A 14,830-nucleotide genomic window follows, 5' to 3' on the forward strand; every position below is an offset into this window, starting at 1 on the left:
ATTGCTCGGACAAAAACCATCAGGATTAAAAAGGCTAGGAATTGATGAAATTGCTCTAGTTAAAGGACAGAAAAATTATTGTGTAGTTTTAGTAGATATCGATAAAAAAATTATAGTAGGAATGGTCAAAAATCGAACTCAAGTGGAAATACAAAAATACCTAGAAGCCTGGGGAGAAGAGGTTTTAGACCAAATAGAAGCCTGCAGTATAGATATGTGGAAACCTTATAAAAATGTCTCAGAAGCTTTAATGCCACAAGCAGAAGTTGTGGCCGATAGATTTCATGTTATGAAGCAAGTAAATGAAGAATTAGATGGAGCTAGAAAAAAGATTAAGAAAGCAGCCGTTGCCTTAAAAAATAACTCGGAAAAAGATCGACTACTCTCCGGAATAAAAAAAAGTAAATATGTCTTACTAAAAAATGAAGAGGATCTCACTGACCTCGAAAAAGAGCAGTTAGAATCACTCAAAAAAGTTGCTCCTACATTACAAAAAATGCATCAAATGAACGAAGAGTTTAGACAAATTTTTGAAGCCCCAAAAGATTGGGTAGAAGGATTATTTAGTTTAAGTGATTGGTTAAAAGATGCAATTTCCGTTTTCCCCAAAAGCTGTGGGACAATTATTAGGTGGATTGGAGAAATTATTGCGTATTTTGATCGGAGGACTACTCAAGGAGTTGTGGAAGGAATTAATAACAAATTAAAGCTCATCAAAAGAAAAGGCTATGGGTTTAGAAATTTTGACAACTTTATTCTTAGGAGCTTCTTACATTGGCATTTTGCTAGTTAGTTTTACATACTAGGTTCGGTAGAACCAAAAAAAATAACTCTATGTAATTAGATATAGCGCATTCTCAACAAACTCGTAATCAGCCGGATTGGTTGACTAAAACTCTCGCCTTCAGGTTGAATTCCCAGACATAAACTCGATTTACAAGCTGTGCCAAATGTTTATTATTACTTAAAGGCTTTTCCATCATCTAAAGTTATTTTTAAATTAAAACAAATCTCCATCTGTCCCTATGCTTGTCCATAAACTTCACCAACTCGTGCAGCGCCAAATTCGAGCCAAAAAGTTAGGGATTAAATTTAACAGAGTTGCTAACTTTCAATTGCCCGAACAATTAATTGTACAAGGAAAACTGCATCAAGTAAACGTGCGTTCAGAGAAAGGCATGGACGGAGAATTGATAGAAGTGCTTTTAGACGACTGCTACGGAGTCGAGCAATTATCTGAATCGCTGATGACAATTATTGATATTGGAGCCAATGTCGGCTTATTTCCGATTGCTGCGAGGAACAGGTTTCCCCAGGCCATAATTCACGCCTACGAAGCTAATCCCTACCTAGAAAATTACCTCGAACATCAATCTCAAATCGCAAATTTTACATATTTTATGGAAGCAGTAGGAGGCCGAGATGGTAAAGTAGTCCTCGACATTCGGGAAGTTTCGGGAAAAACCCGATCGACAGTTAGCGAAAGCGGCGAAATACCCATGATATCATTTCGCAGGGCGATCGAGCGAATTGGTGGTAGGGTCGATTTAGCCAAAGTAGACTGCGAAGGTGCAGAATGGCTGTTATTTGAAGATCGAGATACTTGGCAACTTGTGCAAAACCTTTCTTTAGAATATCACTTGTGGTCTGGTCACACTCACGCGGAAACCAGACAAATTATTGAAAACTTAGGATTTCGGATCGGAAACCAAATACCAATAGATAAATGGTACGGCTGGATTTTAGCATCCCGAACCTGCAGCCCTCAAGGATATAGCAGATGTTGAAGAAGGAAGTTCGGCAACGGATTCGCTTTCTTCTGATGTAACGGAGCTCAGAAAGAAAGTTGGTTGTGCTGGAGTTGTGGTGATAAGTTACAGCAGAGTGATATCAGGGTTTGGATCACGCGCTGATAAGGGCATTTTTTTTGCGGAGTGGTATGACTACTCGGAACGCACAAATATGGCAATTCGTCAAGCGCTGGTGGGAGAGGGTAAATTAGTGTTAGGTAAAGAAAAATCTACAGGAAGTATCGAAGTGCCTGTGCCATTCGGCTTGCCAGCAGCAGGCTCGGGCTGGTAAAGTTGGATACGATCGCGCCCAAGTCGTTTAGCTTGATACAAGGCTTGGTCGGCGGCAGCAATCAGAATTTCGGCTCCCGATTCAGATCCAGGAACAATACTCGCTACGCCGAGGCTGAGAGTGACGTACGGGCTCACCTGAGAACCAGCGTGAGGAAGCTGCAAAGCTGCGATTTTTAGCTGTATGTGTTCGGCTACCAGCACAGCGCCTTGAATCGCGGTATTGGGCAAAATAACGGCAAATTCTTCGCCTCCGTAGCGAGCTACTAAGTCTGCTGGCCGATTGACTGCATCAGCGATCGCCGCGGCGACTTGTCGCAAACATTCGTCTCCGCCTTGATGCCCGTAAGTATCGTTGTAACTTTTAAAAGAATCAATATCGCACAGAATTAGGGACATGGGCGTTTGTTCCCGCGCTTGTCTGCGCCACTCCATTTCTAAATACTGATCAAAACGGCGGCGGTTTGCTAGCTGTGTGAGTTCGTCTAAAGTTGCCAAACGCTCTAACTTGAGGTTGGCGGCTTGCAACTGCTGGTATAGTTCTGCTTGCTTGATGGCGATCGCCAACTGGGTGGCCAGAGAAGACAGCAACTCTACTTCCAACTGCATCCACTGCCGGGGACTGCACTGGTGGGCCATCAGCAGCCCCCACAACTCGTCTCCTTGCACTAAAGGCACTACCAAATAAGCTCTCACCGCGAATTGTGCGAGCAAGTCAATTTGATATTGCGGCAAATCGGCGGCCAAAACATCGGCGATCGGTCGGATCGCTCGATGTTGGTATGCTTCGAGATAGAACTGGTCAAAACAGAAATTTTCCAGGGTTTCCCCCAACATGGGCTGGCAGTTGGGAGCTACAGATTCCACTGTCACCGCCCCCGTCGCCGGGCCCGCGCACAGACTGCCAGTACAGGGGTTGAAGCGGACGATCATCACTCGATCTGCCTGAAGGAACTGACGCACTTCTGTAACTGTCGTGCTGAGCACTTCCCCCAAATCCAGAGACTGGCGGATGTGCTGAGTAATCGTCGCCATCAGCAGTTCTCGTTCGTTCTGCTGCCGCAGCGCCTCTTCTGCCCGCTTGTACTCGGTGATATCTTGAGCAGTGCCGAAAATTTGTTTGGGGCAGCCGTCGGCTGTGCGGGCGAAAACTTGGTCGCGGCAGCGAAACCAGCGCCATTCGCCCGATCGATGTTTGAGGCGATATTCCAACTCTAAAATATGCCCGTCTTGGGTCGAGGGAAATTTTTGCTGGTGGGCCTTGAGCCTCGGCAAATCTTCTGGGTACACCAAACTCGAGTACAAAGCAGTTTGCATCTGTAAAATTTCTTTGGGAGTGTAGCCCAGCAATTTAGAAGCTTGACCGTTGACGTAGACATTGCGCTGTTGAGTCAAATCGTAGATGTAGAGCAAATAAGGCGCCGCGTCAGCAATCTGCTGGATGAAATGCTGGCTCGATCGCAATTCTTCCTCCACCCGCTGACGCACTTGCACCTCTTCCAAAGCTTGATCCCGCATTGTGCGGTAAGCTTGGATGCGATGGGTGAGGTCGGTCACGTCTTGAATCACCAACAGCGCGTAGAACGATGGGGCATTGACCCCCGGCCATATTGATGACGAAGCTGATGGTGGAGAGTCCCTAGACAAAAAAGCACTTCCTGGTGATCCGACTCCGACAGTACCGTCTGATTCCAACTCAAGATTATGCAGAATCCAGTCTCTAATCTCCTGTTCTTCAATGCCAGCCTCTAGGGCCGGCACAGCAGTCACAGTAGTTTGCTGAATTCGCTGCTGGCCGTCTTGCCAAGTTGCCGGAATCAGGTGTTTGTGAATTTGAGAAGAAAAAATCGTTGGCGGGCCTCCTGCAAAGATTTGCTTGAAGCGAGTGGCGTACTTTAACTGACTCAGGTGAGGAAAATGGGTTGTGATCTTTGTGCCCAATATTTGGCTGCGGGGAATTTTAGTCCACTCTTCCAGACAAGTGTTCCAAAACAGCACCACAAAATCATCTTGCAGCAAGCAGGCGCCGACTGGTACGCTGTCGAGAACCCCAAATTTTTCCTTAATACTTTTGCTCTCCTCAATCATAGACCCCCGGCAAGTTGATTGATAGCAGTCAACAAGGTGTCAAAAGAATTAACATTGAAAATAAGAATGATATCTCCTTCAATGTGAAGCCTTTCAATCATGAAACTGGTCTGGGCTAATAAAACAACTGTATCAGTAGCTAAACCGCCAGATATCAGCAAATTAGCAATCGTCCCTTCGCTATAAGTGGGAATTGAGTAGTTCAGGCGCTGCTGAAGTACGTTGCTGATTGCACCCATGACCCCATTAATTACAATATTTCCCACTTCACTCAGCGTACCAATTTTGACTGAATCGAGATCGTGAGTTCCTTCTTCCCCTGTAAGCATTGTCACCAGCAGGGCAGCGCTGTTGGTGGGAAAGACTAGCTGGGCAATGCCTCCAAAGGAGCCTGTGAATTTGAGCTGGACTGCGGCGATTTGCTCGCCGTTGAGGTGCTGCTCTAACTCTTCTTCCACGTCAATGGGAGTCAGGATTTGAAGGTAGGGGATTTGCAAGCGAATCGGGGAGTCGATCATGTCGTTCAAAACCCCTGCGGCTTGACCGATACCGATGTTGACGAGTTCCTGCAAAGCATCGAGCTGTCGAGTGCTTAATTTCATTGGGTGTTCTCCTCGCTGACACTGAGAGCTTTTTTGATCCACCCGATTAGTTCGTCTGAGTTGGGCATTTTGTGAATGACTGCCATCGCTCCGAGTTCCATGCACTCGGAGCGGGTGCTTGCTTGGATGTCTGCGGTAATTACGATCACTGGAATTTTATATCCTCGATCGCGCATGGCTTGCAGGACTTCCCGACCTTCCATTTCTGGCATCAGCAGATCTAAGAGCATACAGTTTGGGGTTTTAGTGCCGAGCAGTTCTAGAGCTTCTGGGCCGCTGGATGCTTCCCAAGTCTCGTATCCTTCTGCCCGGAGAATTTTGCAGATTACCCTGCGAGTCAACCACGAATCTTCGACGACGAGAATTGATGTCACTACGTTCTCCTCCTTCCATTGTTTAGAACTGACCGGCGTTGCAGGTGCTGCTTTTATCTTGACAGTAATTTAAAGTGCTGGGACGGTCTGTGATCGAGCTTCACTTGGAATTCCTGTTCTTAAAAACTAACGCATTAATGTATTGGATAGTTTAGTATCTTGGACTATGTGAAGAAAAAACCCGGTTTCTGAATGAAACCAGGTTTGCGGGATCTCTATTGCTCCTAACATGGGCGCTCAATTATAGATTACCAAACGCTTCCGAAGGGACTCTACTCGCTGTTTGGCCGTGGTATTGTCTGGCTCGCAGGCGAGAGCTTGTTCGTAGATTTCCAAGGCTTGAGCTGTTAATTTCTTGCGCTCATAGGCGTGACCCAGATTATTGAGAGATGTAACGTATTCTGGCTGCAACTTCAGGGCTTCTTTGTAGTGGCGGATGGCGATGTCGTACTGTTCTTGGCCAAAGTGTGCAAAACCGAGGGCGTTGTAAATAACAGCTTGATTTTCTTCGCCTTCTAAGTCTTTGGCTTTCAGGGCTTTTTGAAACAGTACGATCGCCTGGGAGTAAAGCTTCTTATCTAGATAGATACTTCCTAATTCGTAGTATTCCTGTGCTGTTCCTTTTTCTACTGTCAGCTTATTTTCTAAGCGTTCCAGAGACATTTCCAGCTTGCGAGTTTTGAGAATCTGGCGCACCACAAACCAGGAAGTGCTGCCGAGTATAGCGAGCAGGACTGACAAGTAAATAATGAGCAAATTACTATCCATGTTTTTCTTAAAATTAGGTAGGTCTGTGGAAGGTTTTATTTATTTTAAGGCGGTAGAAATCTCTGATATCTGCCTCTGCAACTGTATAAAAAACAAGGAAATAACGATCGACTAGCTCTATCGCGATTTCTGAAAAAGCAAGAGTCCAGAAGTAAGAACAAAGAAGGAAAGTTTGTCTCAACCTCCTAAATTTATCAGGAGTTTTCCTTCTCTGGCAGACCGTTAAATCTTTCTTACTTCTGCTTTCTGCCTTCTGAAAATCAAGCGAACTTTCAGCCTCCGGCTCGATTAGCCAGTTCCACGACTTTACCGAATGTTGCCGGGTCAATGATCGCCATTTGTGCCAGCATTTTGCGGTTGATTTCGATGTTGGCTTTTTTCATGTTGCCGATCAGTCTGCTGTAGCTCGTGCCGTGCTGGCGCGATGCAGCATTGATCCGAGCAATCCACAGGCGGCGGAAATCGCGTTTGCGTTTTTTGCGATCGCGATAACCATTACGCAGGGCCTGCATCACCCGTTGGTTAGCTGTGCGGAACTGTTTCGACTGTGCGCCTCGGAAACCCTTGGCTAATTTGAGAATTTTTTTGCGGCGCGCTCTGGCGACATTACCGCGTTTTACCCGTGTCATCTTTAATTTCCGTTAAACTTTACAAGTATGGAAGCATTAACCGCACGTTAGCGTCGTTGGTCTCGTCAATGACGACCAGCTTAGAGAGACGGCTTTTGCGAGCTGAACTTTTGTGCTGTAGCAAGTGGCTTTTGTAAGCTTTGCGGCGCACGATCTTACCGCTGCCGGTCGCTCTAAAGCGCTTTGCGGCTGCTTTGCGAGTTTTGAGTTTTGGCATGGACTGGTGTTATTTGGACACAAGCTTCAACCGTATCACATTTGTGGTACTTTCTGCAAGGGAGATTTGCGGGTTGGGGGCGGCGCTCTATTTGGGGCAATATACAGGATGGGCGATCGGCTAATCTTGTGGTTGTTTGCTGCCGTTAACACCTAGTATAGAATGTTATACCGCAACTGCGGTATCATTAAGCGTTCATGAAATTCAATCTCAAAAAAAATTAATTCCACAGGTTCCGGCGAGCCGAGGCTTACCTTTTTCTGTCGCTTTCTTTGGCAATAATTAAACCCTAAGTTTTTTGACGGACTTTGCAGCCACATATTCAATTTTTGAGTTTAATTATTACCAACTACCATCAGTTATCAAACAATTTAATACAAGTTTTATAACAGACTTATATCTTTATATTGCACGATATCTTTTAGCTTTTTCATTAACAAATACTAAAAAAAGTTCAAGGCGGTTGAAACCCCCGTGTCCCCTGCATCTGTAATCTGAAGATACGATCGCTTTCCGCCTCCCGTGTTTATTTTGTAAATGTGGATCAGGGGTTTAAGTCAGCAGTTTTTTAGGCTCTATTTTTTCTTGTTTTCTGGGGGGTTCGCTCTTTGAGTGGCGAGATTATTAGTTAATAGGTTGAGTCCGTGCCCCATCAGGGTGAACACTCCTACAAGCCAGACAGGGAGATAACATTACGGGAAATAATGAAGCCGTCGCAAATGAATCAAGATGAGTTTCAAAAATGTCTCTACGGGTACAAGCCTTCGTAAACTTTGGAATATGTGCTGATTGAAAATGCTGACATCATGCCGATCTCGGTACTCGAACATAATAAATCAAGGAGGTATTTAACCGGGATTTACTATTAAACTCTCAATACAGGTCTTTCGGGGTTTTCGGGATTTGGAACTAGACGCTGATTTTTGCAATCTACCAGCAAATCTAAAGTTTCTAACACAGTTTGACCGATGAGCACCATATCCCCTAAAACCATTGCCGCCTCAATCGTTTCACGCCCTTCTATTTCAATGATAACAGGTTCAGTCAATCCTACTGTTTCTTGTCGGCCATCAGCATATTTTGCTATTTCCTGACTCCGAATTCTTAAACCGAGCTGCTCTACTACATCCGCAGGTAACGCAGTTCTGACTGCGCCACTATCTATCAGTGCTTCTGCTTCGTATACGCGCAACAGAGTTGGATTGAGCACTCCTCGGCTCACTAAGGCTTCATCAATGGCATTCGTTAGCTTGACTTTGACTCGAACTGCACCCATATTTTTGCTGGATTGAGTTAGATCGCGATCGAGATTTATCATATCGCCTCTTTTCGTCTAGAAAGTTTACCTTTGATTGTAGCAATAACTTATGGTAGTAAGGTTCGCAGTGCACACCCTAAAAGTAGAGTTTGTAAGTAAGTCTTACAGCGTATTCCAGGTTTAGGAAGTGCAGTAGGGACAAAGGCTTTCGCCCTGTCCCTACGGGGCTCTATCACTCTTGTGGGGAGTAGGGGTTGGGCATCCTGCCCGCCCTAAACATACAAGTTAAAGGCACAAAAGCTTACTCATCTTCTGCATAAATAAACCGATACAATTCGCTAGGATCGGGCTCAGCGCTTTTCTCAGCAAAATCCACTGCATCGTCAATTACTGCTTGAATCTTATTATCGATCTCTTTCAATTCTTCAGCAGTTGCCAAAGTTCGATCGATCAAATCAGCAGCCAACTTTTTAATCGGATCGCGGGGGAACCAATATTCCTTCTCTTCCTTAGAACGCAACTCATCAGGATCGGCCAAAGAATGGCCGCGAAAGCGATAAGTCAAAGCCTCAATCAAAGTCGGCCCCTCGCCGGCCCGCGCCCGCGCTACAGCTTCCTTCGCCACTTCCCGCACCGCCAAAACATCCATCCCGTCAACCTCAAAGCCAGCCATGCCAAAAGCATGAGCTTTTTTGTAAATCAGCGGGTCAGAAGTAGCTCGCTCGTGGGCCATCCCGATCGCCCATTTGTTGTTTTCCACAACATAAATAATCGGCAACTTCCACAAAGCCGCCATATTCAAACATTCAAAAAACTGCCCGTTATTTGCAGCACCATCGCCAAAAAAACAAGCAGTCACGCCATCGGAACTCTCATCTCCCAAAGCTTCGCGGCGGTACTTCGATTGAAAAGCCGCCCCCGTAGCTACAGGAATCCCCTCAGCCACAAAAGCATAACCTCCCAACAGTCGGTGTTCGGCCGAAAACATATGCATCGAACCGCCGCGACCCTTCGAGCAACCAGTTTCCTTCCCGAACAACTCCGCCATTACCTCCCGCGCCGGGACGCCCGCGCTCAAAGCGTGAACGTGATCGCGGTAGGTGCTGCTGACGTAATCGGTGTCATCCCGGCGCATCGAGCGAATCACGCCAGTAGAGACAGCTTCCTGACCGTTGTACAAGTGGACAAAACCAAACATTTTGCCCCGGTAGTACATCTCAGCACACTTGTCCTCAAAGTAGCGCCCCAAGACCATATCCTCGTAGAGCATCAAGCCCTCATCCCGAGAAATGGTTACGCTTTGCGCGTCAAAAACTGGTAAAGTCCGTTCCTGAACCATAAATAATTAATACCCGACGATCGGCTTCCTAGACATCTAAATTTAAACCCAGATGGGACACAACCGCAGCAGAAAACGATCAAACGTTTTCTGTGCAACAGTTCACCAATTGTTAAAATGTGTTTGGCAGGCGGGGCGGATTGCCGGGACTCGGAGAACAAACTCCCATCTAAACCCCATGCAAACGAATGATATAATTCCATTACTCTCAAACCCGAAAATGCTCAAGAGTCACACAACTCATTTAGCTGACGGGCAATGGGGCTTTCCCTTTTCCTCACTGTAAAACGCCCTAGAGGGAAAAAAATCAGAGGATCTCTACGGCAAGTCCAACATACCGTGAATGGGGCGGTTGGAAGCCAACACCAGAATTTTTGATTTGGTTTGCGGGAGTATGTCACTTAAGATAGGCTAATTCAGTTGCTAGCGCTTTGGGGAAGTGGACAGTTCTTTAACTTATGTTAATTCCACTAGATTACTACCGGATTTTGGGTCTACCGATTCAAGCTACTGCCGAACAGTTGCAGCAGGCTCACCGCGATCGAACTTTACAGCTTCCGCGCCGGGAGTATTCCGAAGTTGCGATCGTCGCCCGCAAACAACTGCTCGATGAAGCCTGCGCCGTTCTGTCAGACTCAGAGGGGCGCAAAGCTTACGATGCGAGTTTTTTAGCCAAAACTTACGATCGAGAGTCGGAAGCCGCACAGGAAGCCAAGCACCAGAGGTCAAAAACCTCAGCAGGCACGGCCACAGTCCTGCAAGACGCAGGAGAAACCGCTCCGGCAGAGTCCAAGGCTTTAGAGGCTGCTCCCGACCCCCACACTCCAAGTATTGAAATCGATGACAACCAATTCGTAGGAGCCCTGCTCATACTGCAAGAACTGGGAGAATACGAACTCGTACAGAAGCTGGGTCGCCCGTATCTTAACAATGGCAGCATCGCGATCGCAGAAGGTCGTTTCGGCGACCCGCAGCTCGTGAGGCCAGATATAGTTTTAACTGTCAGCCTTGCCTGTCTAGAACTCGGCCGCGAACAGTGGCAGCAAGGTCAGTACGAAAATGCCGCAAAATCATTAGAAGCAGGTCAAGAATTGCTGCTGCGCGAAAGCCTATTTGCAAGCGTGAGGGGTGAAATGCAAGCCGACATATACAAACTCCGTCCGTACAACATTTTAGAGCTATTATCACTTCCCGAAGAAAAAGTCGATGAGCGTCGCCGGGGACTGCAAATCCTGCGAGAAATGCTTCAAGAACGAGGCGGTATCGACGGTTCGGGAGATGATCGATCGGGTTTAGGAATAGAAGACTTCCTCCGGTTTGTGCAGCAGATGCGTAAACACCTAACCAGCAGCGAGCAGCAGGCGCTATTTGAAGCCGAAGCCGGCCGCCCCTCCGCAGTCGCCACTTACCTCTCGGTCTACACCCTGTTAGCCCAAGGATTTGCCGCCAGACAGCCATCGATGATCCGTCGGGCCAAGCTGATGCTGATGCAGCTCGGTCGCCGTCAAGACGTTCACCTGGAAAAAGCCGTTTGTTCCCTGCTGCTGGGCCAGACAGAAGAAGCCAGCAGAGCCCTCGAACTCAGTTCGGAAAAAGAACCCCTGGCCTTCATTCGCGAACATTCCCAAGATTCACCCGACTTGTTGCCCGGACTGTGCTTGTACGCCGAACATTGGCTACAAGAAGAAGTGTTTCCCCACTTCCGCGACTTGGCCAACGAGTCAGTGTCCTTGAAAGACTATTTTGCCGATCCGAAAGTACAAGCTTACCTAGAAGCTTTGCCACAGGACGCAGAAACCGCCAACGAATGGGTCGTCGTGCAGCCCCGCTCCGGCAAGCTCCCAGGGCGACTGCAACCGACAGCAGGCCGATCGCCCGCTGCCATACCTGCACAGCCACCCACAGCCAAGCAGGGAGCCAGTACGGTCACTTTAACCCCCGTACCGGGCGAGGCTTCCACCGCAGCTTCGGGAACGAAATCCCCGGCAACGGTGGGCGCGCCGAGCGCTGTTGCCCCTGTCTCTCTCCCGATAGCTACAGTGCCACACCCTGCTGAATCGACTTCCAAACATCGCAGACGCCAACATTCAGGGCGCAGCGGAGCAAGTGGCAATGGGCTAAAGGGCGATTTTGTCGATCGGGCGCGCACCAAGGCAGCAGAAATTACCACCCAAGTCAAGTCCATGCCTCCAAACAGGCTGGCTTTGTTTCTAGTCGCAGGTGTCCTAAGCCTGTTATTCCTGTGGTTAATACTCAGTCTGTTGGCTAGCGCGATGCAAGCCCTATCGGGCCCACTCCAAGGAGAGCAAGCCCTGGTTCGCCTGGAAGAACCGCCCCTAGAAATCCCTGCCTTGGCCGCGACCCCAGAACCGAGCGCCACAGGCCCAGTGTCGGGAGAAATCACTGAGGAATCAGCCGGACAAATAGTTCAAAGCTGGCTGTCGGCGAAAGCAGCGGCTTTGGGCCCCAATCACGCTGTCGAAGAATTAAAGCAAGTTCTGACAGAACCGGCTTTGTCTCGCTGGCAATTGATGGCAGAAGCTCAACAGCGAAACAACGCGCACCAGCGTTATGTACACAAGCTGGAAGTTAGTGGAGTTAAGACGAATCCGACTAATCCCGATCGCGCCCAAGTAGAAGCCCAAGTCGCGGAAAAAGCCGAAGTGTTCGATCGTTCTCAACTCGTTTCTTCGCGCAATGAAAACCTGCGAGTGCGCTACGACTTGATCCGCCAAGAGGGACAGTGGCGGATTATGGATTGGCAAGTGATTAAGTAAGGAATTGGTAATTAGTAATTGGTAATTTCTGCTTGCTAATTACTAATTCCCAATTTCTAATTATTAGGTGAGTTTTTAATATCAAATCCGTTAGCATCGGAATAGTAAATTCGAGTTCACTGTTGACAGTTGACAGTTGAAAGTTGAAAGTGAACAGTAAACAGTGAACAGTCAACAGTGAACCGTCAACATCATTCCAATGTAACCGGAAATGATATAATTCCAAAAGCGGGAGTTTTGAATTGCAGATTATTGTTGAAGGCTGGCGTTTTATTTATCATTCCTATTGCGTAGCCAATCAATTTCAACTGCTGGAAATGCTCGCTCGCCCGCGAGGAAAAATTGAGCTTTTCCACCGCGATATGCCCTACATTGACGCAGCTTGGGAGACAAAAATTAGTTTGTTCGATCGCCCAAATGAAACATTACTTCGCAGCATTAAGAGCCCTGCGGTAAATCAGTCAGCCGATGTTACCCTGCGAATGTACTGCCCGTGGGACTTCTCGGCATCCAGCAGCGCTCAAACTTGGGTATTTGCAGCGACAGAATGGGGGATTATTACGAGTTCAGTATTAGAGGCGATGGGTGTTAAGTCGATCGCCCAAACCCCGGTTAATTCAGAAACGAAAATTATTACACCTTCAGCTTGGTCAAAAGCTGGCTTAATTCGCAGCGGAGTTGAGGAGGATCGCATTGCCGTTGTATCTTTGGGAGTCGATCCTCAGATTTATTATCCTGCTGCGGGCGATCGGCGTCAATCACTGCGCCAAAGCTTCGGCTGGTCAAACTATTTTATATTTTTAAACATCGGAGGACAAACGGATCGCAAAGGTATTCGCCCTTTATTAAAAGCCTTCGCTGCGGTAGTTGACAAATATCCAGATGCGAGATTGGTTTTAAAAGGTTCTGAACTGCTTTATCCGTCCAGAGACGAGATTGCTGAAGCCTGCCGAGTTGTGCTCAACGATACGGAAAGATCGAGGGTTTTACCGAGATTAATTTATACTGGTAGCCAGCTATCTTTTGCTCAAATAGCAGAGTTTTACCAAGCGGCAGATGCTTATGTTTCTCCCTATTTGGCAGAAGGTTTTAATCTGCCGGTGTTGGAAGCGGCAGCGTGCGGTTTGCCGGTTATTTGCACTGCGGGCGGCCCTACGGATGATTTTACGCGATCGGACTTTGCACAGCAGATTGAGAGTAAATTTACCGCTGTGGCGAGTGACGGGGAAACTTTATTTATCTTAGCTCCTGAGTGGGAACATTTGACGGAGTTGATGCAAGGGGCGATCAAACAGCCTGGATTGGCCGCAAAAGCGAAGGTTGCGGGCCCGGCTTTTGTGGCTGAAAATTTTACTTGGAGGTGCGTAGTCGATCGATTGCTTGAGGTTATGGGAGGAGATAAAAAGAGAGAGGAGAGGTCTATTTTTGAGCCAATAATTTTGTAGTTTGGGCGTTTCAAGCCCTAGATGGGGAAATAGGTTTTTTCCGGCGGTATGTTATGTTTGGTATTGTACTTGAGAAGTGTTTCAATCCCTGATAGGGTTTTAGGTTTTTTCCGGCATTTTGATATAAGTAAAGGTAATCTAGTTTAGCGTTTCAATCCCTGATAGGGTTTTAGGTTTTTTCCGGCAATATTTGTTCAGACTGTTTACAAGTAAGTTACTAAGTTTCAATCCCTGATAGGGTTTTAGGTTTTTTCCGGCTCAACGGGTAACTACTATGGCAACAAATTCGCTTGTTTCAATCCCTGATAGGGTTTTAGGTTTTTTCCGGCCATTGCGCGGTACTGTTACAGATTTAACAGGTCTAGTTTCAATCCCTGATAGGGTTTTAGGTTTTTTCCGGCAATAGAATGGTAGACACCGCAATCCTTTATAGCCGTTTCAATCCCTGATAGGGTTTTAGGTTTTTTCCGGCTCTGGCGTTAAAGTATTTTGCATACTTCCCCCGCCGTGTTTCAATCCCTGATAGGGTTTTAGGTTTTTTCCGGCATCAGGACTCAAGGCATTTTATGAATTGGTGGATGTTTCAATCCCTGATAGGGTTTTAGGTTTTTTCCGGCGGGCTGACCGTTCCCACACTAACACCGCAGAAAGTAGAGTTTCAATCCCTGATAGGGTTTTAGGTTTTTTCCGGCATTCACTTGCTTGAGTTAATGGTGCGTTCTGATGTTTCAATCCCTGATAGGGTTTTAGGTTTTTTCCGGCTCAATTTTTGCCACATCTATATATTCCGATGGCGTTTCAATCCCTGATAGGGTTTTAGGTTTTTTCCGGCTCAATTTTTGCCACATCTATATATTCCGATGGCGTTTCAATCCCTGATAGGGTTTTAGGTTTTTTCCGGCGTCAGGATGGCGGCCTTACAGACCTTACAGCCACCTGTTTCAATCCCTGATAGGGTTTTAGGTTTTTTCCGGCTTTGTACCAGGCACAGAGACTCATCACGGCAGCGTTTCAATCCCTGATAGGGTTTTAGGTTTTTTCCGGCGAGTAAGAATATCAGTATCCCGCTTATAGAGACGGTAGAGTTTCAATCCCTGATAGGGTTTTAGGTTTTTTCCGGCTAAACTGCCTATCAAATGAAGTAAGTAACCACACAAAATTAATTACATAAAGACGGGAGCATCCCGATTTTGTAAATATCCCAATAAATGATATAATTTTACATTTTTTAAACCAACGGCTTCCCCAAAAA

General features: G+C 46.8%; 12 protein-coding genes and 1 CRISPR repeat array. Of the genes, 4 read left to right on the top strand and 8 right to left on the bottom strand.

The genetic code is table 11. From position 1 onward, the window contains the following. Window positions 1-793: ISL3 family transposase (locus QUA83_RS28625; RefSeq protein WP_333297514.1), on the top strand; the 793-nt coding region annotated here is incomplete at its 5' end. A gap of 232 nt (window positions 794-1,025) precedes the next feature. Then, entirely contained in the window at window positions 1,026-1,787 is a 762-nt protein-coding gene (locus QUA83_RS28630) for an FkbM family methyltransferase (RefSeq protein ID WP_333297515.1), read from the top strand. A 186-nt stretch (window positions 1,788-1,973) separates the two neighbouring features. Here the strand turns inward: QUA83_RS28630 and QUA83_RS28635 are convergent, their stop codons facing one another. The 8 genes from QUA83_RS28635 to pdhA form a co-directional block, all read right to left on the bottom strand. Further along, the gene (locus QUA83_RS28635) at window positions 1,974-4,169 is read right to left on the bottom strand and encodes a diguanylate cyclase domain-containing protein (protein ID WP_333297516.1); all 2,196 of its coding nucleotides are present in this window, start codon (window positions 4,167-4,169) and stop codon (window positions 1,974-1,976) included. Next, window positions 4,166-4,771 carry a chemotaxis protein CheC gene (locus QUA83_RS28640; protein ID WP_333297517.1) on the bottom strand — a complete coding sequence of 202 codons (606 nt, stop codon included), beginning with the start codon at window positions 4,769-4,771 and terminating at the stop codon, window positions 4,166-4,168. The genes QUA83_RS28635 and QUA83_RS28640 overlap by 4 nt, the downstream gene beginning before the upstream one ends. Then, window positions 4,768-5,145: a response regulator gene (locus QUA83_RS28645; protein ID WP_333297518.1), complete on the bottom strand. Its 378-nt coding sequence runs from the start codon at window positions 5,143-5,145 to the stop codon at window positions 4,768-4,770. Before QUA83_RS28645 ends, QUA83_RS28640 begins: the two co-directional genes overlap by 4 nt. A 237-nt stretch (window positions 5,146-5,382) precedes the next feature. Continuing rightward, window positions 5,383-5,913 (bottom strand): tetratricopeptide repeat protein, encoded by a 531-nt coding sequence (locus QUA83_RS28650; protein WP_333053714.1) that lies wholly within the window; start codon window positions 5,911-5,913, stop codon window positions 5,383-5,385. A 272-nt stretch (window positions 5,914-6,185) separates the two neighbouring features. Next, a complete protein-coding gene (gene rplT, locus QUA83_RS28655) occupies window positions 6,186-6,542 on the bottom strand; it encodes a 50S ribosomal protein L20 (RefSeq protein ID WP_333297520.1) in 357 nt (118 codons plus the stop codon). 19 nt (window positions 6,543-6,561) lie between these two features. Beyond that, window positions 6,562-6,759, bottom strand: a complete 198-nt coding sequence (rpmI, locus tag QUA83_RS28660) for a 50S ribosomal protein L35 (protein ID WP_006634164.1) — start codon at window positions 6,757-6,759, stop codon at window positions 6,562-6,564. Between the two features lie 865 nt (window positions 6,760-7,624). Next, window positions 7,625-8,077 carry a retroviral-like aspartic protease family protein gene (locus tag QUA83_RS28665; RefSeq protein WP_333297521.1) on the bottom strand — a complete coding sequence of 151 codons (453 nt, stop codon included), beginning with the start codon at window positions 8,075-8,077 and terminating at the stop codon, window positions 7,625-7,627. A gap of 241 nt (window positions 8,078-8,318) precedes the next feature. Next, on the bottom strand, window positions 8,319-9,356 hold the full coding sequence (pdhA, locus tag QUA83_RS28670; RefSeq protein WP_333063130.1) for a pyruvate dehydrogenase (acetyl-transferring) E1 component subunit alpha: 1,038 nt from the start codon (window positions 9,354-9,356) through the stop codon (window positions 8,319-8,321). Window positions 9,357-9,814: 458 nt separating this feature from the next. On the opposite strand from pdhA, the gene QUA83_RS28675 reads away from it, so the two are divergent. Both QUA83_RS28675 and QUA83_RS28680 read left to right on the top strand, forming a co-directional pair. Then, entirely contained in the window at window positions 9,815-12,133 is a 2,319-nt protein-coding gene (locus QUA83_RS28675; protein ID WP_333297523.1) for an IMS domain-containing protein, read from the top strand. Window positions 12,134-12,375: 242 nt separating this feature from the next. Beyond that, window positions 12,376-13,578 carry a glycosyltransferase family 4 protein gene (locus QUA83_RS28680; RefSeq protein WP_333297524.1) on the top strand — a complete coding sequence of 401 codons (1,203 nt, stop codon included), beginning with the start codon at window positions 12,376-12,378 and terminating at the stop codon, window positions 13,576-13,578. Between the two features lie 78 nt (window positions 13,579-13,656). Further along, window positions 13,657-14,699: direct repeats of the CRISPR family, unit length 37 nt; unit sequence GTTTCAATCCCTGATAGGGTTTTAGGTTTTTTCCGGC. Window positions 14,700-14,830: the final 131 nt, after the last annotated feature.

The organism is Microcoleus sp. K1-B1, from assembly GCF_036704705.1.
GTDB lineage: Bacteria > Cyanobacteriota > Cyanobacteriia > Cyanobacteriales > Microcoleaceae > Microcoleus.